The organism is Sphingobacterium endophyticum, assembly GCF_009733535.1.
GTDB classification, from domain to species: domain Bacteria; phylum Bacteroidota; class Bacteroidia; order Sphingobacteriales; family Sphingobacteriaceae; genus Sphingobacterium; species Sphingobacterium endophyticum.
In genome coordinates, this window is sequence record NZ_SMMI01000004.1 from 491,976 (window position 1) to 517,909 (window position 25,934).

Here is a 25,934-nt window from a genome sequence, read left to right on the forward strand (position 1 = left end):
CTTAAAATACTTTGTTTTTAAAAGAAGATATTGTATCCTACGGATAATCGTCCATATGGATATTCACGGTTAAAGTCAGGATATTGCTGTTCTCTAAAATGTCCCTGTAGGTTGAAATAACCTGAACTTAAATTAAGTGACCATCTTTTATACAAACGAAGGCTTGCTTCCACATTCAATCCATGGAGTACGTAATATGAATCAGTCCCTGAAATAGTAAAAAATACCCCCCCATTATAATCGGCACTAATCATAAAGCGGTTCAACAACATGAGATCTCCCCTAAATCGGTAAGAGGCACCAGGACCATAATTATAATTTCTACTGGCACCATATAGGAGATAAGGGTCTGGCACCGCAGCTAGCACTACCGCACCCGCACCAACACTTAGATTAAGCCTGTTACCTGTTTTATATCTAAACTCAGAAAGCCAGTTATAATTAATACTTTGAGCACCATAAAAGAATGCGTCGTTATTGTAGAAATCATAATGTGCATTCAATGTTCCATAGTGATCGCCCTGTCTGGACTTAAAGAATTTTGCCCCATATAGTAAAGCATGTACATTGACAGCGTTAATAAAGGAACTATCTCCATTTCCAAGTTCCAAATTGACCGAAAACTGATCGAATGGTCGCTTATAATTATGGTCACCATTGCTATATCTAAACCTTAAACGACCATAAAAAGCATTTTTCCCTTCATTTAAGAAATCACCTTCCTTTGCATCAAACCTTCTGATACCCATATCAACTTCAGCCGTAATAATTGAGGAGTCTGCACCGTAATAATCATCAATACGCTTTCCCCATTTTCCGTCTAAAAGTCGGTTCAAGCCATTGATGGGATTGACAATTGTTGCTACGATTTCATTGCCAACACGGTTATGATCTGTTCGATTTCGGGCTAGGATATTCCGGGATACTCGGTGCATCATCTCTCCTAAGAGGATACCACCAAAAGTAGTGTTAACCAGATCGTTGATCGATGGATGTTGAGTCTCACCTGCAGTTTCCCAAATATAACTTCCGGCAACTGTAGCTAAACTAGATTGGTAAAAATTATATCCATTGCTTCGAAAAGCATTGAAATATATCTGTCCATGAAACGGGTGATCAATTTGATTGGTTGTAAATTGGTTATCGTCCCAATCCCAAGCACTGAAACGTTGATGATCTAGAAAATTCTGGAAGGAAATATATGAATAAGGATCTTTTGTAATAAACCGATTAAAGGAAGCTGGAAAAGCTTGTGCTAAGAACCACTCTGTCCCTGCCCTCCAAAACTTCTTTTCCCTTTTTGGGTTCAAGTCCCATTGAATTGTATCTTTTAAAAATTCGGGACTATCTGTCAAGATATTTAGGCTATCCTTCCTGAAATTAATAGGTTCATCTTTGATTTTTCCGAGGGTATCAATCTGAGCAAAAGAATAAGAAATGGATAAAATAAAAATCCAAACAGTGAGAGGTAGACTTCTGTAATGTATAAGCAAAGTACTGTTATTTAATAAGCTGTAAAATTAAATTAATATATCGAATTGCTACGCTTCAATTGCTCTTCCTATCTCAATTTTAACATTATGCTGTTAATATGGACATGGTACAAACAGTTTGTCCTTTGAATGGTTTTAATTATATTTAAAGGATAACCAACAGAATAACAGCATGAAAAGAATTTTTTTAAGTATGACAATTCTGCTGATGAGCATTGCAGTCATTGCTCAGAATAGGCAGTCCATAACCGGAGCTTATTTAGCCAAGGATGGAAACATCAACCATTTATGGCTATTTGTAGATGGCTATAGTTCCTATATTCAATACGAAAACAACAAATACCTTTCCACTTGGGGTGGTCCATTCAGCAATGAATCCAACGGAATACAAGTCAAGGTTGAGTTTAATGATGCAAAACCTGATGAAATTGGGCAAGATAAAGCTACCGCTGCTAAATTAAGTGGGAATGAAATAAAAATGGGAAACCTGACATTCAAAAAAAAACCTTCAAATAAACAGGATTTAGATGGTCTTTGGAGAATAACAGGAAGAAAGCAAGATGATAAAGTATCCTCTATTCCTCGAGGAGATCGGAAAACAATTAAGATTTTGGTAGATGGATATTTTCAATGGATAGCAATTAATCCGGCAGAAAAAGGATTCTTTGGTACAGGTGGTGGACAATATACCTTCAAAGGAGGAAAATATACCGAGAAAATATTATTCTTTTCAAGAGATAACAGCCGAGTTGGCGCAGTATTAAGTTTTGATGGAGAAATTAAGGATGCTGATTGGCATCATAGTGGATTAAGTTCTAAAGGGGATCCAATTTTTGAAATATGGTCTAGAGACAATAAATAAGAACAATAAAGGGCGTTGAAATCAACGCCCTTTGTTTATTTTCTTAACCGAATAAGTCCGAACTTAAATATCGATCTCCCCGATCGCATACAATAAATACTATGACTCCAGATTCGATTTCATTTGCTACGGTTAGAGCAGCTTGAAAGGCTCCACCAGAGCTCATGCCAGCAAACACTCCTTCTTTTCTTGCCAGTTCCCTGGCTTTCTGGGTAGCGTCTTTCTGATCAATATCGATAACCCTGTCGACCCTGGAAGGATCAAATATCTTAGGCAAGTATTCTTTTGGCCATCTTCGAATACCCGGAATGGAAGATTCTTCAGTAGGCTGACAACCCACTATTTGTACCTCCGGATTCTGCTGCTTCAAATAAATTGAACAGCCCATAATTGTGCCTGTTGTCCCCATTGCACTAACAAAATGCGTAATCTTACCATCGGTATCTCGCCATATTTCAGGACCTGTAGTTTTTACGTGAGCTTCATAATTGTCGGGATTTGAAAACTGATTTAAAATATAATATTCCCCGGTAGCAGCTTTCTCTTCAGCATAGTCCCTACTCGCTTCCATACTATCTAATAAAGTCACTTTCCCTCCGAAAGCTTCCATGGTCAAGGTTCTTTCTCGTGTTGAGGATGAAGGCATAACCAACTCAATTTCTAAACCGAACATACTTGCAATCATTGCCAAAGCAATTCCTGTATTTCCGCTGGTTGCTTCAATCAATTTAGTTTTTTTGTTGATTTCACCACGTTCCATGGCTGAGCGAATCATATTCAAGGCCGCTCTATCTTTCACAGAACCACCGGGATTATTACCCTCTAATTTTGCGTATATTTTAACCTTTGGATTATCATGAAATCCTTTGATTTCAACCATCGGCGTATTTCCTATTAAATCGATGATGTTTGCCATTAAGCTAAGGGTTTAGAGTCTATGAATTTTGAATTAGGTTGGTGGTACACAGTGGTATAAGGATCAATACTGCTTGTCAGCCATACATTCCCACCAATTACAGAATGATGCCCCACTATTGTTTCACCTCCAAGAATGGTTGCTCCAGCATATATAATGACATGGTCTTCGATTATTGGATGTCTTTGTGTATTTGCCATATTCTTTTCCACGCTTAGCGCTCCTAAAGTTACCCCTTGATAAAGTTTAACATGTTTACCAATTCGGGTTGTTTCACCAATGACAATTCCTGTTCCGTGGTCAATATGTAGATACTCATCAATAAAAGCTCCTGGATGGATATCAATACCGGTTTTGGAATGAGCATACTCGGTTAATATCCTTGGAATCAAAGGGATTCCTTGAATCCAAAGTTCATTGGCTAGTCTGTAAATACTGATCGCCAAAAAACCGGGATAGGTCCTGATGACCTCATTTAAACTTTGAGCCGCCGGGTCACCCTCCATGATGGCCTGCGCATCGGTCAGCATTCTTTGATAGATTGCAGGTAAATTCTCGAAAAACTTTTCCGAAACTTTCTTAATATCACAGCTCGAACAAGCTTTGGTTTTAAAAAGCATCAGATATAGATCAGCTTCAGATTGTTTGAATGCATCTTCAATTTCTTGGACCGTATGGTATGTTTTGGAGTCACGTTCAGGGAACAGCAAATGCATCAGTTCTACAGCCCAATGCGCAATAGCTTTATTGCTCGGCATATCTTGAACCGCCTGCTGTTTCTGATAAATATGTTTGTAAAAATCCTCCATTGTTATTAGGTAAACGTATTTAAAAATTAATAATTATAGCACTAGCTTATTGAATAATTCCTGATGAGTTGCGAACGCATCCGAACACAAACCGGGGTGTACCGATGAACATTGAATTAAGGTGCTTCTTTTTGCGGTTAACCAACGAAATCTTTCCGTCTGATCTAATTGTGCCAGGGCACCGCCAGCTTTTGTACCAAGACAAACTTGCTTCATGGAGTCTAAGTGATCTAGTATTTGTTCAAAATCTATTTCTGGACTTAACAAAGAGCAACGATCAACATCAACGTGGAAGAGTATATCTGCATATCGTTGCTTTCTACAATACAAAAGAACGCCTATATTGATAAATTCCTCACGTTCAACACGTGGAACCAGCCGCACGACTGCATACTCATATAATGTTCTATCGTGCATGTTGAATTTGATTTACGAAAACCTGTGAATTCTCTGCTCTCCTACCAATGAATTCCACGTATACATCCCTTACCTGTTCGGCAGTTAATTCTCTAACCTCATCGACCAACCATTCATCTGGAATAACATTTAATATCTCACGAATATTATCCCTAGTAAACAAGGATTTATATGTTGAATCTATTTTGTCCACCTCTGTTGCTTTCGAAAGCAAGACATGATCCTTAATTTGAACGAATGGTTTTTCAACACTTTCCTCCCAGTTATCCCAGTTATGATGAAAATATAGTGCCGCTCCATGGTCTATTAGCCAAAGCTCTTTATGCCAAATCAGCATATTGGTGTTTTTAACTGTTCGATCAACATTCATCAACAAGGCATCCAGCCAAACAATCTTTGAAGCTTCTTCAGCAGAAATATCGTCCACATTAGCATCAAATGTTATGGCCCCATTCAGAAAGCTTACCCCTAAATTTTTTCCGACCGAAAACTTCAATAAATCCTGTATTTCCTCATCCGGCTCTGTTCTTCCAAATCCTTCATCCAGGTCTGCATACACCATTTCTGGAACTCTTAGCCCAAGAAAACGAGCAAGCTCACCTCCGATAAATTCAGCTACTAAGGCTTTCTTTCCTTGCCCCGCACCTCGAAACTTGATTACATAGCTGAATCCATCATCAGCATCCACCAAACCCGGTAAGGATCCACCTTCTCGAAAAGGCTGGATATAGCGAATGATTTTCACCTCCCTGATCTCAGGACTTTTTATCTCTTGCATTTATTCGTTAATATGATAATTCAATAAACTCTCGTATGGATCTCCTTGCAAGCCTAATAGCTTCGCAAACGCAGGTTCGGTTTTCAATCCTTTAGATTTTAATTCCATTATCTGATTTTTGAAATCAGCTCCAAATTTCTCCAAAACCTCAAACTCCTTAACTAAATGCCTATAACCATACTGATCAACTACAGGCCTTCCCTCTCCATACAACTCAACAGGTATATCTGCTATTTTAAAGTTAGCAATTCCAACTTCTTTTCCACGAAGGGATTTCACTTTAAACCTATAATCTTTATGATTTTTGAAATTTTCAAGACAAAATTTTTCAAATTCCACTAAATCGTAGACTTCACAAGCAATATCCAGGTCACTTCCTCTTAAAGCGATGTCAAGGGGAATAGTCCCAATAAGTATGGGGTTATAAGGCACTAACAGTTCCATAAGTGAAAACTTAGTCAATATATTATAGGACCTTTGTTGTATTTCACTCCCGGTTTTTAAGTAAACTATATCCTTGAACATTGGAAATTCCATAATTCAAAGTTACTGGAATGACCTTATAATTATTGTAATTCGAGGAAATTGTACACGAATGTGACTGAAAGGTTAATGATATTCTAGCTATATTTGTGAGAATCATACATTAATGCAAAATCATTTTATGGACACAAATACCGAATACAATCGTATTATAAGCATCTGCCAAGAATTATTTATTAAAAAGACAAAAGATTATGGTACTGCATGGCGAATATTACGATTAAGTTCTTTAACAGATCAGATCTATATTAAAGCCGCCCGTATTCGTTCATTAGAAGTCAAGAAAGAATCCAAAGTTGGTGAAGGTGTTGTCGATGAATTCATCGGCATCATTAATTATTGTGTTATTGCATTGATACAGCTGGAACTTGGCAATACGGAGAATGAAAATTTAGACCCTAAAATTGTGGAGGAAAAATATTCAGAGAAAGTTAATGAAACCAGAGATTTGATGTTTGCCAAAAACCATGATTATGGGGAAGCCTGGAGAGACATGCGTGTGTCCTCTATGACAGATTTAATCTTGATGAAATTACATCGCGTAAAGCAGATCGAAGATAATGATGGACAAACCCTAGTCTCAGAAGGTCTACAAGCAAACTACCAAGACATGCTAAATTATGCTGTATTTGCATTAATAAAATTAGGCTTAGCAAAATAAAATTACCATGACTTACACACAAAGCTATTCCCAAACAAAACAAACCAAACCTAATATATTATTATGGATTGCTAGAATCCTGGTAGGATTACTATTTATCTTTTCAGGACTCATCAAAGCTAATGACCCTATGGGCTTTGGCTATAAGCTTCAAGAGTATTTCCATGTCTTAAATCTTAACTTCCTAAATGATTATGCCTCTTGGATTGCTATTTTCCTTTGTGCTTTAGAAATTATCCTAGGTGCCTTGCTGATCATAGGTGTTGCCGGAAAAAAAGTCGCATGGGGATTATTGTTGCTGATAATTTTCTTCACCTTCCTGACTTTCTACTCCGCATTTTTTGAGGTTGTAAAATCATGTGGCTGTTTCGGAGACGCTATTCCATTGACTCCTTGGCAATCGTTTTTCAAAGATTTAGTTCTTTTGATTCTTATCGTTTATATTTTCATAAAAAGAGATCAGATTAAGCCTTTTATTAGAAGTCTATTTACAAGAAACCTTTTAACTGCATTTATCATCATTGCTTCATTTGGTATAGGAATTTATACCTATTATTTCCTGCCGTTAGTCGATTTTTTACCTTATAAAGAGGGAAATAACATTCCTGCATTAATGAAAGTACCAGAAGGTGCCGAGCCAGATGTTTATGAACATATTTATGAGTTAAAGAATAAGACGACCAATGAAACTAAGACCGTTACGGACAAAGAATACATGGGCCAAAAGCTTTGGGAAGATGAGAACTGGGAAGTGGTAGGTGATCCAAAATCAACTCTGGTAAAAAAAGGATTTGAAGTAAAGATTCCTGACCTCATTATTACGGATATGGAAGGAAGCGATCGTACTGAAGAAATCGTTAACAATCCATACTACAATTTCATAGTCGTAAGCACCGACCTCAAGAAAATGTCTCCATTTGATCTGGCCGCACTAGATCGGATCAATTCAACTATCAGAGACCTTTCCGTAGATTATAACATTAGAGCGATATTAGCCACCGCATCTTCGTCTGATGAGGTAAACTATTTAAACGACCAGATGGATTTGGTACTTGAAACATTTTATGTAGATGCTGTTCCGCTTAAAAGTATGGTAAGAGCAAATCCTGGAGTTATGTTGATGCTAAATGGAACCGTAATCAAAAAATGGTCCCCACATAATTTTCCGAGTAAACATGATTTAATTACAAATTATTTAGATAAAGTAGAATAATGCAGAAGCCAGTTTTCCTGATAGGGTTTATGGGAAGTGGGAAAACCACTTGGGGAAAGAAATTAGCAAATGCCTTAAATGTTCCATTTGTTGATTTGGACCATGAGATTGTGGATTATATTGGCATGTCTATTCCTGAATATTTCGCGCTCTATGGCGAAGATCAATTCCGAAAAATTGAAATGGAGGTGTTGCATAACCAACAAAATAAACCTGGTATCATTTCAACAGGTGGTGGTACTCCATGTTTTTTCGACAATATGGATTGGTTGCTAAATAATGGAACAGTTTTATATTTAAAACATAGTCCCAAATCATTATGGAACCGACTTAGTCAATCAGATATCCTCAAAAGACCAGCCCTGAATGGTTTAATTGGAGATGACCTCCTTCAGTTTATTGAAACAAAGCTTGAGGAGCGAAATCCTTACTATGAACGAGCTCATGTTTTGGTTGATCAAATAAACACCCCGTTAGAAGAATTGGTAACATTAGTTAAAGCTAATCGATAGTTTTATGAGAAGAAATATATTTCCTTTTATTCTTTCCAGCATTTCAATATTACTATTATTTACTGCGTGTTTTAGAACGAACAGTTCATCGACCATGAGTCATATGCCTTCGGTTGACCCTGTTTTTAATTTAAATACAGTAGAAGATCTTTATCAATTCTTAACCTATAATGAACAGTCCTATCCATTAATTAGTGCCCATCGAGGAGGTCCAAGCGAGGGATTTCCTGAAAATGCAATTGCCACATTTGCTGAAGTCGCGAATAAAATGCCCGCTATTATTGAATGCGATATTAGCATGACCAAGGATTCTATATTGGTCCTTATGCATGATGAAACATTGGATAGAACCAGCACCGGAAAAGGAAAGTTATCCAGAAAAACTTATGCTGAGCTACAGGAATTTTACTTGAAAGATATTCATGGAGAAATAACTGAATATAAAATCCCAACCTTAGAAGAAGCATTAACTTGGGGAGTTGGAAGGGTTATTTATACATTGGACGTTAAAAAGTCTGTCCCCTATCAAAAAGTTATCGATCTCATTCGTAAAACCAAGTCAGAGGCGAACAGTATTATTATCACCTATTCGGCAAACCAAGCTGAGGTCGTCAACCGATTGGCACCTGACATTATGATTTCTGCAACGATAAAGAAAGCTGATGACTTAACACGACTGAGCGAATTAGGCATCCCTGACACGAGGCTTATAGCCTTTGTTGGAACAACGGAACCTGACACGGCGGTATATTCGCTATTGAGACAACATGGAATTAAATCTATCTTAGGTACCATTGGAAACTTAGACCGATCTGCCCAAAAAGCAGGCTATCAATTATATGCTGATTTTATTGTCAGGGGAGCTGATGTATTGTCGACCGACCGTCCATATGAAGCTTGGAAAGCATTAGATTTCTATATCAAAAAAAGAAACTTAAATTCTCCTTTCATTAAATAATAAGGAAGATCTAACAAAAATAAAGCGCTCTGCCAATATCAATTTGTCAGAGCGCTTTTTGCTTAAAATAAATCTTAAACCTTTTGGATAAATTTATATCATTTAAAAAACTATTTTAACCAAATCTTGTTCTATAGTTAAATGAAAACAAGATTATTATGAAAAATTTACTACTAACATTAGCCCTATCAATTGGCTTTATTTCTTACAGTTCTGCTCAAGTGGAAGTAAAAACTGTGCCTCAATCCTCTGCTGATGTAGGCATGACACCAATCAAACAAGGTAACTGGATGGTCGGTGGATCTGTAGGTAGCTTAGGTTATAGCTTTGAAGCAGAATCATTCAACATTCAGGTAAATCCAAGAGCTGGTTATTTCATTTCAGATGGTTTGGCTATTGGAGCTCAAGCAAATCTTGGTTTTAGAACCGTTAAGGATGCAGATAATGAATGGGGATATGGAATTGCTCCATTCGTACGTTACTACTTCCCAGGCGGTGCTAGCGCAACTGGTCGTTTCTTTGGTCAAGGTGACATCGGAATTGGCGGAAGTTCTGCCGGTGATAATGTTTCTTTAAACTTGGGAGCCAACGTTGGTTACGCGCATTTTATCACCCAAACTGTTGCTCTAGAGGTAATGGCAGGGTATAATTATTCCAAAGCCAACATCAGCGCATCTTCTGACAAACAATCAGGATTAGGTGTTTCTGTAGGTTTCCAAATCTATTTACCAGGAAGAAACAGATAAGGAAAAAATTATTGACGTTCCATGAATTAATCCATTTACATTGTAACGTTGATCTGAGGTTGCAAAAGCTATCGCTTTTGCAACTTTGTTTTTAATAAAAAAAGCTTAGAGAATCCCCTAAGCTTTTTGCAATTTAATAAAACAATAGTCTATTATGATCTTTTCATACTTCCAGTTTCATTGAAACGTATATGCCAGCTAAATGCCTCTTCCAATAGGTGCGGAGTATGGCCACCACGCTCACATGCACGATCGAAATAAGACTGAAGCTCTTCTTTATAATCTGGGTGCACACAATTGTCAATAATCTTCTGTGCCCTTTCTCTTGGTGCTAAGCCACGTAAATCTGCTAAACCTATATCAGTAACCAATATATCCACATCGTGCTCTGTGTGGTCCGTATGTGATACCATTGGAAGGATATGTGAAATCTTATTCTCTTTTGATGCAGCCTGTGTCACAAAAATACTTAGGTATGCATTTCTTGCAAAGTCACCGGAACCGCCGATACCATTCATGATTTTTGTCCCACCTAAATGCGTTGAATTTACATTTCCATAGATATCAAATTCTATTGCAGTATTGATCGCTATAATTCCTAACCTGCGGATTAATCCTGGCGTGTTGGAAATGTTTTGAGGACGAAGGACAAACTTATCGCGATACTTCTGGAGATTATCGAATACGCGATCATAGCAGTCTTTAGAAACAGTAACAGATGAAGCTGAGGCAAAGCTTAACTTACCAGCATCCATTAAATCGAATGCAGAATCCTGAAGTACCTCGGAAAACATGGTTAAGTCGTAAAAATTACTATCCAAGAATCCTGTTAATACCGCGTTTGCTACTTTTCCAATTCCTGCCTGAATAGGAAGCAACCTATCGGTTAGATGTCCTAACTTCACTTCTTCCTCAAAAAAGTGCAGAATATGCTTCGCTATATTCATTGTCTTTTCATCTGGAGCAGCAATATCGGCAGGACTGTCCTTCTTATCCGTGAAGACGATTGCAGCAACCTTATCTGGATTTAGAGGAATAGACCTTCTTCCAATCTTGTTCCATGGAGCAACGATAGGAATTACATTTCTATGAGGATAATCTTCTGCTTGGTAGATATCATGAATACCATACACGTTTTCATGCACCGAAGTATTGATTTCCAAAATAACCTTCTTCGCTAATGAAGCGAATGTCACGGAATTACCTACGGATGTGGTCGGAACGATACTACCGTCACGATCGATATAGGCAACCTCCAAAACGGCAATATCTACATCGGGTAAATTTTTATTATGTAAAAGCTCCGCGCTTTCACTTAAATGTTGGTCAATAAATAAAACTTCACCCTTATTGATCTTACTCCTCAAAACAGGGTCTACCTGAAATGGCATCCTTTTTTTCAATGCACCTGCTTCGGCCAACAAACCATCTGTACCATGACCTAAAGATGCACCGGTCATTAATGTAATCTGAATATTTTCTTTTTTGGCGCGTTCTGCTAATGCAGGTAAGATAACCTTACTATCTCCAGCTTTTGTAAATCCACTGGATCCTACCACCATACCATCTTCAATTAATTTGACAGCCTCTTCGGCGGTTGTAACTTTGTCTTTCAGTCTTTCTAGACGAATTCTGTCCATCATATCAATGCATTTGAAATTACTCTATTAGAGTGTGGCAATATTAATCAATATTTTATTTATAAAATTATCCATAATAGCCAGTAACTTTTTTTAAGAAATTAAAAAGTAACCGATTACTTACTTTACCATTTTCCCTACAATATGCTTTATTATTGCAAATTTTATAGCGAACCGTACATAAAGTCATGTTTATTTACTGGATTGGGAATAATTTACAAAACATACCAGATAATTCAACATTAATATTTATAAAATGGTAACGTAAGCGTAAAAGAATATCGAAAGGATACCCGCTTCCTTTTTGTTTTTATCAAATAAAAACTGGAAATTTATGCCATAATAATGCTTTTTTGAATGCAAAAAGAATATATTGACAAATACTATATGACAGAAGTAGATACCTACGACAACAGTATCTATTGTCATCACGCAGTTATGGGTGAAGGGGTAACTGAACACTCACATAAGAAAGGGCAATTCCTCTACACCGAAGGTGGAGTTGTTTTTCTAAAGACTGCTGAAAAATCATATTTCTTACCTGCCAGGCATTATATCTGGATTCCATCTTATGTTAAACATAGTATACATCCGAGTAGCCCTGAGGTTGTTATGAGGAATCTTTATTTCCCAAAATATGATACCGACACCGAATTCTTTGATAAAGTCAATATATATCCTGTAAACGATCTATTAATCGAATTGATCATGTTCACCAACCGTTGGAATGGAAATATATTCCCCGAAGAAGAACCTCGATATTCAATTGCAAAAGCATTCAAACTAATATTACCTGAACTTTCACATACAGAACTTCCTCTCGCTCTTCCTTATCCTAAAAATGAAAAGCTAAAACAGATCATTACATATTTGGAACAGAATATTGCTGAAAACATTAGCTTTAAGAGCTTAGCAGAGCATTTCGACATATCCGAAAGAACGCTAGCGAGACTGTTTCAAAAGGAATTGGCAATGTCCTACATCCAGTATTTTACGATATTGAGAATGTTAACATCCTTGAAGCTTCTTTTAGACGAAAAATTGAGTGTGAATGAGGTTGCTTTACGTGTAGGCTATAATAGTCTGCCAACATTTAGCAATACCTTTAATAAAGTAATCGGGGTAAGACCCAGTGAATATGTAAAAAACCGAAATTTATTGTTATAATCCATTATTTATGAATTTTAAAACCATTATTGCCAGCCTTTTGCTAGGAACATTATTCTCTTGTTCAGCAACCTCTCAAGTCAAACAAAAGACAACCGTAAAAACACCTAAACCCATTCAATTATTTAATGGCAAGGACATCAAGAACTGGACACCTAAAATTAGGTTACATGAAGTTGGTGACAACTATGAAAATACTTTCCGTGTGGAAGATGGCCTACTAAAAGTACGTTATGACGGTTATGATGATTTCAATCAACAATACGGACATATTGCTTACAATAAGCCTTTTTCATATTATGTATTAAGACTTGAATACAGATTTGTAGAAGAACAAACCAAAGGTGGTGAAGGTTGGGCATGGGCTAACAGTGGGGCAATGCTTCATGGTCAAGACCCTAAAACCATGTTGAAGGATCAAGACTTCCCTCTTTCCATCGAAGGTCAATTATTGGGTGGAAACGGTAAGGATGAAAGAACAACTTCAAACCTGTGTACACCAGGAACAAATGTCGTTATGAATGGCAAACTGATTACGGCTCACTGTGTAAGCTCTACATCAAAGACATACCATGGTGATCAATGGGTTACTGCTGACTTTGTTGTATTAGGTGACTCCTTGATTCAGCACGTTATGGAAGGTCAAGTCGTATTAGAGTACAATAAACCTCAAGTAGGCGGTGGAAATGTTTCTCCGATAGACCCGAAAGAAAAACAAGATGGCAAATTATTAGATAAAGGATATATTTACCTTCAGAGCGAAAGTCATCCAATCGACTTCAGAAAAGTAGAACTTTATGATTTAGTTAATTACAAAGATGACAAGCAAAAGCTAGATCAAGTTGTAAAAGCAATCATAAGCAAGAAATAATAGCTTTCAACATATTAAAAAATAAAGCCCGAACAAATAGTTCGGGCTTTATTTTTTTTGACCTTTTTTATTTTTGCTTTGTAGATATTATTACAAACAAGAAAAGGGATGTTGCAATAACACCCCTAAATATTGTATAGAAAAAGCTTAAATTACGCTAATTTATTAACGAATTTAGTCAATTTTGACTTGTTGTTTGAAGCTTTTTTCTTGTGAATTACATTCTTCTTTGCAAGACGATCAAGCATAGATACCACGCGTGGCAATAATTCTTTAGCCTCTTCTGCTGAAGTAGTAGTACGTAATTTCTTGATTGCGTTACGAGTTGTTTTCGCTTGGTAACGGTTTCTTAAACGCTTCGCAGCGTTAGCTCTAATTCTTTTGATCGACGATTTATGATTTGCCATTTCTCTTAGCTATATAATATTTTAATCTTTTTTACTTTATTTCGGACTGCAAAAATAACATAGAAAATCTAATATTCAAAATCATTTTTAATTTTTCGAATTTCTTATCTTTGCAAGATGCAGAAATTATCCATGGATCAGCTCAATAGAGTTGATGTCGATACATTTAAAAACCTCGAGAAAACCCCTCTGGTTATTGTTTTAGACAATGTTCGTAGCATGCACAATGTAGGTTCAGCTTTTCGAACTGCTGATGCATTTGCTATTGATAAAATAATTCTTTGTGGCATTACCGCAACGCCCCCACACCGTGAAATCGAGAAAACAGCCTTGGGCGCGACTCAATCTGTTACTTGGGAATATGAAAAAGAAAGTATCGACGCCGTAAAGAAACTTAAAGATGATGGTTTTGAAGTTTATGCTATTGAACAAACAAATAATAGTATATCCCTTGAAACATTCGAACCAAAAGCTGACAAAAAATATGCTGTAGTGTTTGGAAATGAGGTTCATGGCGTGGATGAAGAAATTATTTCCATTGCAGATGGCACCCTGGAAATCCCGCAATTCGGCACAAAACATTCCTTCAATGTTTCAGTTACAATCGGAATTGTCCTATGGGATTTAATTAATAAAACCAAGTTTATTAAAAAATAACAAAATACCTACCGCTCTGATTTTTAGAAGTCAGTTCAAAATAGTAGATTTGCGTTGCAAAAAATAAGACAAAATGAGTGTATTAGTTAATAAAGATTCCAAAGTAATCGTTCAAGGTTTTACCGGAAACGAAGGTACTTATCATGCGTCTCAGATGATTGAGTACGGTACAAACGTAGTAGGTGGTGTAACTCCAGGTAAAGGAGGTCAAACTCACTTAGATCGCCCAGTATTCAATACAGTCCAAGATGCTGTTGATGCTACAGGCGCAAATGTATCTATTATTTTTGTTCCACCTGCATTCGCTGCTGACGCTATCATGGAAGCTGCTGCTGCTGGTATCGCTTTGATTGTTTGTATTACTGAAGGTATTCCTACAAAAGATATGATTCAAGTAAAATCTTACTTGAGCGACAAAAACTCACGCTTAATCGGCCCTAACTGTCCAGGTATCATCACTGCTGAAGAAGCTAAAATTGGTATCATGCCAGGATTTATCTTCAAAAAAGGTACAGTTGGTGTTGTTTCTAAATCTGGTACTTTAACCTACGAAGCCGTAGACCAAACAGTTAAAGCTGGTTTAGGAATTACTACTGCTATCGGTATTGGTGGTGACCCTATCATCGGAACAACAACCAAAGAAGCGGTAGAACTATTAATGAACGACCCTGAAACTAAAGGTATCATCATGATTGGTGAAATCGGTGGTGGTATGGAAGCTGAAGCTGCTCGTTGGATTAAAGAAAACGGTACTAAACCTGTTGTAGGTTTCATCGCTGGTCAAACAGCGCCTCCAGGACGCCGTATGGGACACGCTGGTGCTATCGTTGGTGGTGCTGATGATACTGCTGCTGCTAAAATGAAAATCATGCAAGAATGTGGTATCCGTGTTGTAGAATCTCCTGCTGAAATCGGAAAAGCAATCGCTGAAGAATTAGCTAAATAATTCTTAAAACTTATTATATAAAGAAAGCCTGACTCATCCGAGCCAGGCTTTTTTATTTAACTAAACAACAAAATCTTAAGTTTGATCGGATAATTCCTTGCTACCTTTGCCCTTCTTATCCTGAGATTCCTCATAATGTTGAATCAATTGATTTAATTCATTCAGGTCAAGATCCGATTTCAAATCCACAAATACTTGATCTTCCTCATCTGTTATACCTAACATGATGTTCTTGATCCTATCCCCTTTTGTTTTTGTATTGATGGATATTTTTGATCCGTCACTGTAGATACTCATCAACTCTTCAAAATCATTTTTTGCCAAGTAATTGGTGAATTTCTCATATAGATTGCTGTTCCCATTACCTGATACAGCCATCATCTTGATTTTTTTGATCTTCTTAATGGCCATTGCCAATACCGGATCGTCTTCTTTCAATTCCTTTATTTCCCCTCTAATAAATGCTTTCATCAATAACCCCGGCACCTTGATTGATACGATTTCTGCATCCTTTGGCAGGTCTGTTCCTTTAGCAAAGTCCATGTTTGCCCCTCTTTTTACCATACAGCTTTGCATGCTAATCACAAATAATAAGGCGCAGATAATTCCGATATATCTTTTCATAATATTTTTGTTGAAGTAATAATTAGTTGTTATTTACAAGTGCATTGATATCGTCATACTTTAACGATCCATCGAGAATCATGAATACTGTTTCATCATCCGAATTGATGCTTAAAAGTAGATTGCTTAATGACTCCCCTTCCACATCTTCAGCTAAGAATCTAATTTTATTTCCATCAGAATTCACGACCAATAATTCTTCATATCTTAAATTACTAATGGCTGAACTAACCTCATTCTGAATGGCAGACCCTGCATTTTCAAAAACCAACATTTTAATAGAATTGATCTTATTCAATAAGGGCTTGATGGTTTCAACATCAGCATCGTTGATTTTCATTTTGTTCAACATTTTGAACATTGGTTTGCCTATTTTAATCGACGTTACTCCCTTTTGCTCTTTATATTGCTCGAATATTTGATCCAGTTTCGAGATTTGCGCCTGCGCCATGCTTGCCATAAACAGGCTTATAATTAACATAATCGTTTTCATAGCTTTCAATTTTTTTTAAATTTCAATTTTTAGGTATTTTAAATGCTCCACACCTTCCATTCCCTTTCTAAGGTTGGAGGTTGCTAAATGAAGGGCAGTTTCTGTAACTTCAAGTGCTTTATCCTCATCATAAATTCTTACCCCATTAATCTCCACATACAATTCATCCTCTTGTACCTGTTCCAATTCAACCGGAACCTCCTGTACTTTCTTTACAGACCTCTTGTTAAATGCAATTACGGGGCTGTTTAAAGAACTTTCCTGCTTTGGCTCAACTCTTGGCTCTACACTTTCTTCTGGAAGACTGACGGCGTCTGAAGGCTTCTTAACGTCCATAGCTTGAGGAGCAGCTTCAACCTGCGCAATAACCGGTTTATCCACCTGGTCTTTTTGCTCTACAAACTGACGTATTAAAAGGATTCCCAACAGCAGAGATGCCGCGATGCTTGTCAAGGCAATTAACCTTTTTCTAAATGGAATTACTTTTGCACCATCTGACTCATGCTCCTCTACTTTTGACATAAAATCATCAAAACCCCATTCCATCTTTTCTTCAGATGGGCTAAGCATGCCAAAGAACTCCTCGCTCTCAAACTCCTTCAACTTGCGTTCTTCTTCAAGTGAAGTTTGGCCATCTAAATACTTTGCCCTTAGCTTATCCAATTCTTCTCTTTTCATAATCAAAAACCTTCGTTAAATTCGTTCTTATTGTTGTTCTTGCCCTTGATAAATTTACCCTGACTGCATTTTCTTCCAATCCTGCAACTTCGGCGATATCCTCAATCTCATATTCTTCTACATCCCTGAGGTACATCACTAACCGCTGCTTTTCCGGAAGTTCATCGATCATTTTCAAAATCAGCTCTTTCGTCATGGATGGATATTGTTCCTGTTGATAATCTGCTGGCAATTGATTCAAATATTTTGCATGCCTACCCATTTTATCGATCTTGTTATAGGCCATATTCCTAACCATTTGCATCGAGAAAGCTTCTATACTTTTTAACTGTTCCAATTGACCCCGCTGTTCCCACAGTTTTAGCATAACCTCCTGCACTAGATCGTAAGCATCTTCCTGATGTTCTAAAAACCTGTTTGCAAAACGGTAAAGCTTATCCTTAAGGACAAATACCGATTGTTTAAAGGTCTCTTGGTTCATCATTTTTATTGCTTATTTAATAACAAGACAGATTACACTATCTTTTCATTACATGGAAATTGAAAAAAAATTGAAATATATTACAAATTACTGGTTATCAGTTCATAAAAAAACCAGAAGAAGGCTCTTCTGGTTTTAAATTACATTAAATTTTTTTATTTTTTATGCTCATCTGCTGATGGACCATACATTCCCGGTACCGGGATATCCAATAAGCGAAGGTAAACAGACAATTGACCTCGGTGATGAATAAGGTGATTATTGATCACAAACCTTATTGTCGCTATTTTTGGCATTTCTGCGATCACATAGTTATCCACTCGCATCGTCCAATTGGTATACCATTCCTCCTCCGGAAATGAATTCAACGTTTCTTCATTTCTTTTATATCCTTCATCTAACTCCCTTAATAACTCAGAAACAGAAGTGGGTCTAAATGGAACATAATCTGTTGCCATGTTAAAATCATTTTTTGTCAATGCTCCTGAAATCCAGTTATGAAGTTCAACAACATGTCCGGCAAGGGCTCCTAAAGACATAGATTTCTCATGAGGCTTGAAATCTAAATGCTCATCTTTTAATCGATCCAACATCTTTCTTGTACTGTTGGTCTCCCTTTCTAATTCTATTAAAAATCCCTCTTTAATACTCATAAGATTCGTGTTTTTTGTTATCCTAAGTTATTAAAAAAAGTATAACTTTATCCTTATTAAACTAAAATAAAAAACCTTACCAAATGAAAAAATTACTGGTACTTTGTATCCTTTTTCTCCTATTTGGATTACGAAGCAATGGTCAGGATGCTAACGCAGACTATGTAAAAGAGCATTATGACAAGATTGAACAATATATCACTATGCGCGATGGCACAAAGTTGTTTACATCCATATATACACCTAAGGATAAATCAAAAAAATACCCTATTCTATTGAACCGCACACCTTATACGGTCGCACCTTATGGTGAAGGCAAGTTCAAGGCTAGTTTAGGAAACTTCCCGGAAATGATGAAGAAGGGTTATATATTTGTCTATCAAGACGTTCGTGGTAAATGGATGAGCGAGGGAACTTTTGAAGACATCCGCCCTACTAAAACCAAAGAAAATAAACATAGCATAGACGAAAGTACAGATACCTATGACACTATAGATTGGTTAGTAAAGAATCTAAAAGGAAACAACGGAAAAGTAGGGATGTACGGAATTTCATATCCAGGATTTTATGCTACAGCTAGCTTAGTAGAATCCCACCCAGCATTAAAAGCAGTGTCTCCTCAGGCTCCTGTTACAGATTGGTTTATCGGAGATGATTTTCACCATGGCGGAGCATTATTTTTAATGGATGCTTTTCGTTTCATGTACACATTTGATGCTCCTCGGCCAAAGCCAATCAACAACGAAAATGGACCAAAAGGATTTGAACTTCAGTCAAAAGATTATGCGAAGTTCTTTATGGAAAACCCTAGCCTTTCTGGATTAAAAGATAAATACTTAAATCATACCGTAAAATTCTGGGATAATTTAGCAAAACATAGCACTTTGGACAGCTTCTGGGTTGCTAGAACAATTACAAACCATCTGAATGAAGTTAAACCTGCCGTAATGGTCGTAGGTGGATTGTACGATGCTGAAGATACTTACGGAGCCTTCGAAACCTATAAGCAGATTGAAAAAAGAAACAAGAACAATAATTCCATCTTGGTTATGGGACCTTGGTTCCATGGCGGATGGGTACGTTCTGAGGGTGATTCATTCGGCGACATTCGCTTCGGACAAAAAACTAGCTTAGATTATCAGAAGAATTTTGAGCTTCCTTTCTTTGAATATTACTTGAAGGGAGAAGGCTCCTTCAACCCTTCCGAAGCTAATATTTTCTTTACAGGATCAAACAACTGGAAAACATTTGATCAATGGCCAGCAAAGGATGTGAAATCAGAAGAACTTTACCTAAATGCAGATGGCAGCATTTCTTCTTCTCCGAAAGAAAATGTTGAATCATTTGTTGAATATGTAAGTGATCCGAATAAGCCAGTTCCTTTTCAGGAAGGAATTATTGAAAATAGAACAAGGGAATATATGATCTCTGATCAACGATTTGTTGCTAATAGACCGGATGTTTTAGTGTTTGAAACGGAGGCCTTAGCTTCAGATCTTACTTTCGCTGGACCTGTAATTGCTGATTTGAATGTTTCAATGACGGGTACAGATGCTGATTTTATCGTTAAAATCATTGACGTCTATCCTGATTCTACTTCTGCCACTTCTGCAATCAACGACAAAGTGGTTATGCCTGGATACCAAATGTTGGTACGAGGTGAAATCCTACGTGGAAAATTCCGTAATAGTTTCAGCAAACCTGAAGCATTTAAACCAAATGAAATAACTTCTGTTAAGCTTACCCTTCCTGATGTCGCCCATACTTTTAAGAAGGGTCATAAAATCATGGTGCAGGTGCAACATTCTTGGTTCCCATTGACAGATAGAAATCCTAATCAATTTATGGACATCTATAAAGCTAAAGCAGAGGATTTTTTGAAGAATACGCATCGTCTATACTTTGACAAAAATCATCCAAGTAAAATAATGTTCAGCAGCCTTGGTGAAAAATAAATTTATCAAGAAGATTTTTTTTGCATATTTCTTGTAACGAATCTGTAAAACCAAATACTTATAGGATGAATTTACACTAAACATTGATATGAAAAAATTATTTCTAACAGCGGTTGCATTCTTGATGTCAATTGCCTTATTTGCCCAGGACAACGATACATTCTTATGGAAAGTATCAGGAAACGGACTTAAAAAAGACTCCTATGTATTTGGAACCATCCATATGGCTTGTGCTCCGGATTTCAAAATTGAAGATAAAGTCAAAAACGCAATTAAAACTACCGACCGTATTGCATTGGAATTAAATGCTGCGAATCCAGAAACAATGAAAGCTATGCAAGCTAAAATGGGACCTGTTCCAAATTTCTTTGAAGGATTGGGACCCGAAAAAAAACAGCTTATCGATAGCGTGCTGACCTCTAAAAATCTTTCTTCTGAGATATTAGATCAATTCGCACCTGCTGTTATTGTTTCCCTTTTATCGATGCAGTCCTTCGAATGTCAAAGTCCTCAGGACATGAAATCAATGGAAATGGAATTATTGAAACTTGAAGGCGGAGAAGGTAAACCCGTGGACGAACTGGAAACAGCGGATTTCCAAATCGATTTAATCAATGGATTATTCAAAGCAGAGGACTTATATACCTACTTAAAAGAAGTGGATAGTATGAAAGGTGAAACTAAAAAATTAGTTTCGGCTTATTTCAATAATAAACCTGCTGAAATGGAAGAATTATTTGCAAAAACATCTTCTATGAGTCCAGAAAAAGAAGAATTGATGCTAAATAAGCGCAATCAAGAATGGATTAAAAAAATGCCTGCTATGATGGAGAACAATTCAACTTTCTTTGCTGTAGGTGCTGGTCACTTATTAGGTAAAAATGGAGTTATTCAACTTTTAAAAGATAAAGGCTATAAACTTACTCCTATCTTAAATTAATACGGAGTTTATACTTAACAAAATAAGCCGATCTGAAACAGATCGGCTTATTTTGTTAAAGAAAGAAAGCGCCGATCCTTAGGACCGGCACTTCAAATCTGTTATTCAACTATGATTTGACGATGCGTGTTACTTCATCGAACTCATCCTGAATTTCTTGTGAAACTGGCTTTGAAAACAGCGACACTAAAACTATGGTTAAAAATCCTGAAATGAACCCAGGAATCATCTCGTAGACATCCTTGTAATCATGAGGAATATAAACCCATAATAAAACAACCGCGCCGCCTACAATCATCCCCAGCAATCCTGCCATAGCAGTGGTTCTTTTCCATAACAAGGAAAGCAGAATAATCGGTCCAAAAGCCGCTCCAAATCCTGCCCAAGCATTTCCAACTAAATTTAAAATGCTATCCTTAGGAGTTAAGGAAAGTAATAGGGCAACAATGGCCACGATAAGTACCGATAAGCGGCTCACCAACAGCATATTCTTTGCGGAGGCTTGCTTATTAAAAAATGTTTTATAGATATCCTCTGTCATCGAGCTTGATGTGACTAGTAATTGTGAAGAAATTGTACTCATGACCGCTGCAAGAATAGCTGATAGAAGAAATCCTCCGATCAATGGGTGAAACAAAACTCTAGAGGCATAGATAAAGATGGTCTCTGCCATTTCCTTAGAACCATCAAATTTCACCATCGCTTCCGTATCGAACTTAGCTAAATAGGCAATTCCAAATAAGCCCACCAACATCGCTCCACCTACCGTAAAGATCATCCAGCTGATTCCGATATTTCTTGCTTTTGAAATATCCTTGACGTTTTCAATTGCCATAAATCTCACCAAAATATGAGGTTGGCCAAAGTATCCCAATCCCCAAGCTAACAACGATACAATCGAAATAGTCGTTGTACCTGTAAATAGATCCAGATAATTCGGGTCCTTTTTCTCGATAATGTCAAAGGTCTCTCCAATTCCGCCGATTTGAAAAACCATAACAATCGGTAAAATAACTAATGCGGTTACCATAATGGTACCCTGAACAAAGTCTGTTAAACTTACAGCAAGGAATCCCCCTAAAAAGGTATATAATACAACAACAAAGGTCGTAACATACAAACCGGTATAATAATCCATATTGAATGCCGATTCGAAAAGCCTTCCTCCAGAAACCATACCCGCTGAAGTGTACAAAGTGAAAAACACCAGAATAAAAATTGAAGAAACGATCTTCAACAACTGTGTTTTATCATGAAATCGGTTTTCAAAAAATACGGGTAAGGTGATGGAATTGTTTGCAATCTCCGTGTACACCCTAAGTCTCGGAGCTACGAGTACATAATTTAAAAACGCCCCAATGGTTAATCCAATGGCAATCCAAGAACTCGATAAGCCAGCAGCATACATTGCTCCAGGCAATCCCATCAACAACCAACCACTCATGTCTGCTGCTCCTGCTGATAATGCAGTTACGGCAGCTCCCATTTTTCGCCCTCCAATTAAAAATTCCTCAGAATTGCTCGTGGATTTCCTCCAGGAATAAAACCCGATCAGGATCATCAACAACATGTAAAGGCCAATGGAAATTAATTCGTATGTATTCATGTATTTAGTTTAAAATATAAAGATGCTATAAAATTGGAGTTATCTCCATTCTTTTTAAATGATTCGCTAAGATTTCCTCCGCCTTTTTATCCGTTTTACTCAATTCTTTCAATAATTTTAAAGCATCCATTTGATAAGGATAAGTCGCCAATGCACCGTCTAATTGCTTCAGTGCTTCAGATGTTCTATTTCCTTTTAAATTGATCAATGCTCTGCTGGTTAAATCTGAAGCATAGTAAAATCTAGTGTTGCTTGTTTTTAATTTCCCCAAAAATAACGAGGCTTCATTCACTCGGTTATTTGACGCTAACAATCTCACCAACCTTTGATTATATAAGGGCTCTAATCGTGATGGATCTCCACCTCGAACCATTAATTTGTCCAAAAACTCATTCAACTCTTTCTGATTCCCTTGCTGCGCATAGACTTCGGCAAATAACAGTTCGAATTCTGGTCTATTGACTTGCGATGCCTGTAGTGTTCTATAGATCTGTTGAAGGTTTTTCAGAGCCTCATCATATTTCCCGTTGGCTATTAATGCTTCAATATGTTGAGTCCGGATACTATAATTTTGAGGTTTTTGCAAAGCTAAATAGGACAAATCAGCAATTTTTCCTGCATCACCTAATAAGGATTTTTGCCATGCATTAAAAGATTTGGAATCATCCTTCCTATCTCTAAGATAAGTAGATATCTCGGATCCATTTTTCACATACTCATCGGCAACTGCCATCGCCTCCTTTAGCATCCCACGTTGAAAATAAAAATTCCTGAGAATTCCTGAGTTCTTGGCTTTCTCCATATAATCCACCTCAATGTCATAGGCCTTTTTCAATAATTCAGCCTGACCCGTTAAATTATCAGGATTATTTGCAATTAGCATATTTCCCTCAACAGAATAGATTGGAGCATGTTTTGAATCAATCTGCTTGGCCTTGTTTAAATGTTCTATTGCCTCTTTATATTTCCCCTCAGAAATAAGATATTCCGCATAATTTACATGCGCCGGTAAATATTGTTGATCATATTGAAGGGCCGTATCTAAAAATTGATAGGCTTCTTTCAGATCATTCTTTGAAGAATTGCGAGCTAAATTCACATAAACCTGAGACCAATTGGATGCCATCGCACTTTTGTCCCCATTTAAATAGGCTTTCTCTTTACTGATCATATCATCCAAAAAAGCATACATCTTTGGGTCTTTATTTTTGAGATCATTTAAGGTATTCATCGATTTAAAATCCAAAGGATGAACTTTGACCTTTTCGAAATATGCCGGATAGGTTTGTGCTAAATATTCAGACTCGTTATTCTGGGAATAATAATCAAGGGTAAGTCCATTTTCCATGGCATTATAATACAGCTCTCGAACTTTTCTATTTTGAGCATCTGTTAATACTTGACCATGAAACAGATGAACGTATTCATGCAATAGCACATTCCGTTCTTCAAATGCTCCACGTTCTACATATTCAATGGCAGCTGCTCCTGATCCAACTCCTCTAATATCCATCCATTGTCGATTGTCAAATGTAGAATTGAATCTAAAATAAGGTGCCTTCATCGCTAAAGCTAAGTCGACATGAAGAGGAGGAATAACAAATAAGCGATGTTGCTTCACTAAGAAAGGAAAGTAAACCGTCGAGGTATATAATTGATTCCAAGCCATCCCTTTTGCCACACTGCCTGGATAATAGGCTACATCAGGAAAGATCTCCAAAAAATCATCCATATTGCTGATTTTTGGGTTCTTTAGGGAAGTCATGATCGTCTCGTAGGTCTTTAAATAAGGAATGCGTTTTGATTTAATCACTGCCGCAAGTCCATTATGTGCAGGACCGTAATGTTTTTTCTTGTTTAATATATCTAGAAAAATATTTTCAGCTCTTGTTAATCTAGCCATTCTATCTTGTGCATCAAAATCACTATACAGTAAGGATGCCTCATGCATGGATGGAAGAACTGAATTGCTGTGAGCCTTTTCAATTGTGTTGACTTGTGCTAATGCCTCTTCAATTTTATTGCTGGTAAAAAGATGATCTGCCGATTCTAATTCTTGACGAATTACCTTTTCATTTTCATCTACGTAATCTGCATAGGTTAGGTTGGTATGACCATTTCCTAAATGCCAATGGGATTGAAAATGTAATGGATTAAGTGCTAATGCAATCTCCCATTGAGCGACCATATCGTTCAATTGAGTAGCATCAATTCTACGCCAAATTGCATAACCATAATAGAATCGTGCGTCCGCATTCAATGGATTCAATATTAATCCCTCTTTCAGAACTTCCTCGGCTTCCTTAGGTTTTTGATCCCAAAAGAATACATCGGCCTTTAAAAAATATCCCGCAGCATCTTTTGGATTCTTTGAAATTAAATCATTCGCTAATGCTAATGCATCTGGATATTTCTTTTGAAGCATTAATGCGCGACCTAAAACTAGGCTCGTTTCAATATCGTTCGGATTTTTTTTCAAAAGCTCCCTGCTCATGTTTTCAGCAGTTTCTAATTCCCAAGCCTCAATTTTCAATAAGGCAAAGGCTCTTTGGACCTTGAGATCACCTTGTGCAGATTTTTTTAATTGATGAAGTTCATGTTCAGCTGTTTTAAAATCATTATTTAACCAAGCTATTTTAAACTTTAAAACTGCTGCATCAACTGCATTTATGTTTTTCCCATTTATTAATTCTTCATTGACCAATTTCCATTCTCCCAAATCCAATAAATGATTTAAAGTTGAATACTTAGATTTCGTATCCGATTTTAAGGACTGAATGGATTTGCTCTTCTCTTGCTTTAGGTATAGGTTGACTGCCTCTGTATCATTGATCAGGTCCTGGGCACTTACTGTCCCCATGCCAACAAATAGTAAAAGAATAAGATGTTTTAATCGCATAGCATTAAA

General features: G+C 36.9%; 27 protein-coding genes. 12 read left to right on the forward strand and 15 right to left on the reverse strand.

The features are described 5' to 3' along the window. Positions 1–17 precede the first annotated feature (17 nt). Positions 18–1,493: a DUF3943 domain-containing protein gene (locus E0Y80_RS07835; protein ID WP_156307098.1), complete on the reverse strand. Its 1,476-nt coding sequence runs from the start codon at positions 1,491–1,493 to the stop codon at positions 18–20. 172 nt (positions 1,494–1,665) lie between these two features. Here E0Y80_RS07835 and E0Y80_RS07840 point away from each other — a divergent pair, with 172 nt between their 5' ends. After that, positions 1,666–2,355, forward strand: a complete 690-nt coding sequence (locus E0Y80_RS07840; RefSeq protein WP_156307099.1) for a hypothetical protein — start codon at positions 1,666–1,668, stop codon at positions 2,353–2,355. Positions 2,356–2,398: 43 nt separating this feature from the next. Here E0Y80_RS07840 and cysM read toward each other — a convergent pair whose 3' ends face one another. From cysM to E0Y80_RS07865, 5 genes are read right to left on the reverse strand one after another with little or no spacing between them, the layout of a single operon-like run. Beyond that, entirely contained in the window at positions 2,399–3,271 is an 873-nt protein-coding gene (gene cysM / locus E0Y80_RS07845) for a cysteine synthase CysM (RefSeq protein ID WP_156307100.1), read from the reverse strand. Beyond that, positions 3,271–4,080, reverse strand: coding sequence for a serine O-acetyltransferase (locus E0Y80_RS07850; RefSeq protein ID WP_156307101.1), 810 nt, complete (start codon positions 4,078–4,080; stop codon positions 3,271–3,273). Before E0Y80_RS07850 ends, cysM begins: the two co-directional genes overlap by 1 nt. A gap of 33 nt (positions 4,081–4,113) precedes the next feature. Next, positions 4,114–4,497 (reverse strand): DUF3037 domain-containing protein, encoded by a 384-nt coding sequence (locus E0Y80_RS07855; protein WP_156307102.1) that lies wholly within the window; start codon positions 4,495–4,497, stop codon positions 4,114–4,116. After that, the gene (locus E0Y80_RS07860; protein WP_156307103.1) at positions 4,487–5,275 is read right to left on the reverse strand and encodes a HipA family kinase; all 789 of its coding nucleotides are present in this window, start codon (positions 5,273–5,275) and stop codon (positions 4,487–4,489) included. Before E0Y80_RS07860 ends, E0Y80_RS07855 begins: the two co-directional genes overlap by 11 nt. Continuing rightward, positions 5,276–5,812, reverse strand: coding sequence for a DUF4269 domain-containing protein (locus E0Y80_RS07865; protein ID WP_156307104.1), 537 nt, complete (start codon positions 5,810–5,812; stop codon positions 5,276–5,278). 127 nt (positions 5,813–5,939) lie between these two features. Between E0Y80_RS07865 and E0Y80_RS07870 the strand changes: the two genes are divergently transcribed. From E0Y80_RS07870 to E0Y80_RS07890, 5 genes are all read left to right on the forward strand, one after another. Continuing rightward, positions 5,940–6,479: a DUF1599 domain-containing protein gene (locus E0Y80_RS07870; protein ID WP_156307105.1), complete on the forward strand. Its 540-nt coding sequence runs from the start codon at positions 5,940–5,942 to the stop codon at positions 6,477–6,479. Between the two features lie 7 nt (positions 6,480–6,486). Next, positions 6,487–7,692: a BT_3928 family protein gene (locus tag E0Y80_RS07875; RefSeq protein WP_156307106.1), complete on the forward strand. Its 1,206-nt coding sequence runs from the start codon at positions 6,487–6,489 to the stop codon at positions 7,690–7,692. Next, positions 7,692–8,204 (forward strand): shikimate kinase, encoded by a 513-nt coding sequence (locus tag E0Y80_RS07880; RefSeq protein ID WP_156307107.1) that lies wholly within the window; start codon positions 7,692–7,694, stop codon positions 8,202–8,204. Before E0Y80_RS07875 ends, E0Y80_RS07880 begins: the two co-directional genes overlap by 1 nt. A 4-nt stretch (positions 8,205–8,208) precedes the next feature. Then, complete coding sequence (locus E0Y80_RS07885; RefSeq protein ID WP_231595992.1) at positions 8,209–9,162, forward strand: glycerophosphodiester phosphodiesterase family protein; 954 nt, start codon at positions 8,209–8,211, stop codon at positions 9,160–9,162. Between the two features lie 158 nt (positions 9,163–9,320). Next, positions 9,321–9,908 carry a hypothetical protein gene (locus E0Y80_RS07890; protein WP_156307108.1) on the forward strand — a complete coding sequence of 196 codons (588 nt, stop codon included), beginning with the start codon at positions 9,321–9,323 and terminating at the stop codon, positions 9,906–9,908. Positions 9,909–10,060: 152 nt separating this feature from the next. Here E0Y80_RS07890 and E0Y80_RS07895 read toward each other — a convergent pair whose 3' ends face one another. Further along, on the reverse strand, positions 10,061–11,551 hold the full coding sequence (locus tag E0Y80_RS07895; protein WP_156307109.1) for a succinate CoA transferase: 1,491 nt from the start codon (positions 11,549–11,551) through the stop codon (positions 10,061–10,063). A 354-nt stretch (positions 11,552–11,905) separates the two neighbouring features. Between E0Y80_RS07895 and E0Y80_RS07900 the strand changes: the two genes are divergently transcribed. Beyond that, positions 11,906–12,715: an AraC family transcriptional regulator gene (locus E0Y80_RS07900; RefSeq protein WP_156307110.1), complete on the forward strand. Its 810-nt coding sequence runs from the start codon at positions 11,906–11,908 to the stop codon at positions 12,713–12,715. Between the two features lie 10 nt (positions 12,716–12,725). Next, positions 12,726–13,586: a 3-keto-disaccharide hydrolase gene (locus tag E0Y80_RS07905; RefSeq protein WP_156307111.1), complete on the forward strand. Its 861-nt coding sequence runs from the start codon at positions 12,726–12,728 to the stop codon at positions 13,584–13,586. Between the two features lie 152 nt (positions 13,587–13,738). On the opposite strand, the gene rpsT is transcribed toward E0Y80_RS07905, so the two are convergent. After that, complete coding sequence (rpsT, locus tag E0Y80_RS07910) at positions 13,739–13,993, reverse strand: 30S ribosomal protein S20 (protein ID WP_156307112.1); 255 nt, start codon at positions 13,991–13,993, stop codon at positions 13,739–13,741. A 117-nt stretch (positions 13,994–14,110) separates the two neighbouring features. On the opposite strand from rpsT, the gene E0Y80_RS07915 reads away from it, so the two are divergent. Both E0Y80_RS07915 and sucD read left to right on the forward strand, forming a co-directional pair. Then, positions 14,111–14,650, forward strand: a complete 540-nt coding sequence (locus E0Y80_RS07915; RefSeq protein ID WP_156307113.1) for an RNA methyltransferase — start codon at positions 14,111–14,113, stop codon at positions 14,648–14,650. 73 nt (positions 14,651–14,723) lie between these two features. Further along, positions 14,724–15,596 (forward strand): succinate--CoA ligase subunit alpha, encoded by an 873-nt coding sequence (gene sucD, locus E0Y80_RS07920; RefSeq protein ID WP_156307114.1) that lies wholly within the window; start codon positions 14,724–14,726, stop codon positions 15,594–15,596. Positions 15,597–15,671: 75 nt separating this feature from the next. On the opposite strand, the gene E0Y80_RS07925 is transcribed toward sucD, so the two are convergent. The 5 genes from E0Y80_RS07925 to E0Y80_RS07945 all read right to left on the reverse strand — a co-directional run bounded on the left by E0Y80_RS07925 (position 15,672) and on the right by E0Y80_RS07945 (position 18,525). Then, a complete protein-coding gene (locus tag E0Y80_RS07925) occupies positions 15,672–16,220 on the reverse strand; it encodes a DUF4252 domain-containing protein (protein ID WP_156307115.1) in 549 nt (182 codons plus the stop codon). Between the two features lie 22 nt (positions 16,221–16,242). Continuing rightward, the gene (locus tag E0Y80_RS07930; RefSeq protein WP_156307116.1) at positions 16,243–16,713 is read right to left on the reverse strand and encodes a DUF4252 domain-containing protein; all 471 of its coding nucleotides are present in this window, start codon (positions 16,711–16,713) and stop codon (positions 16,243–16,245) included. Between the two features lie 15 nt (positions 16,714–16,728). Further along, complete coding sequence (locus E0Y80_RS07935; RefSeq protein WP_156307117.1) at positions 16,729–17,391, reverse strand: hypothetical protein; 663 nt, start codon at positions 17,389–17,391, stop codon at positions 16,729–16,731. Beyond that, entirely contained in the window at positions 17,369–17,875 is a 507-nt protein-coding gene (locus E0Y80_RS07940) for an RNA polymerase sigma factor (RefSeq protein WP_197091511.1), read from the reverse strand. Before E0Y80_RS07940 ends, E0Y80_RS07935 begins: the two co-directional genes overlap by 23 nt. Before the next feature lie 152 nt (positions 17,876–18,027). Then, positions 18,028–18,525, reverse strand: a complete 498-nt coding sequence (locus tag E0Y80_RS07945; RefSeq protein ID WP_156307118.1) for a DinB family protein — start codon at positions 18,523–18,525, stop codon at positions 18,028–18,030. 83 nt (positions 18,526–18,608) lie between these two features. Between E0Y80_RS07945 and E0Y80_RS07950 the strand changes: the two genes are divergently transcribed. Continuing rightward, positions 18,609–20,480, forward strand: a complete 1,872-nt coding sequence (locus tag E0Y80_RS07950) for a CocE/NonD family hydrolase (RefSeq protein WP_156307119.1) — start codon at positions 18,609–18,611, stop codon at positions 20,478–20,480. 88 nt (positions 20,481–20,568) lie between these two features. Continuing rightward, positions 20,569–21,420, forward strand: coding sequence for a TraB/GumN family protein (locus E0Y80_RS07955; protein WP_156307120.1), 852 nt, complete (start codon positions 20,569–20,571; stop codon positions 21,418–21,420). 109 nt (positions 21,421–21,529) lie between these two features. Here E0Y80_RS07955 and putP read toward each other — a convergent pair whose 3' ends face one another. Then, positions 21,530–23,026 carry a sodium/proline symporter PutP gene (putP, locus tag E0Y80_RS07960; RefSeq protein WP_156307121.1) on the reverse strand — a complete coding sequence of 499 codons (1,497 nt, stop codon included), beginning with the start codon at positions 23,024–23,026 and terminating at the stop codon, positions 21,530–21,532. Between the two features lie 25 nt (positions 23,027–23,051). Beyond that, positions 23,052–25,925, reverse strand: a complete 2,874-nt coding sequence (locus E0Y80_RS07965) for a tetratricopeptide repeat protein (protein ID WP_156307122.1) — start codon at positions 25,923–25,925, stop codon at positions 23,052–23,054. Positions 25,926–25,934 lie beyond the last annotated feature (9 nt).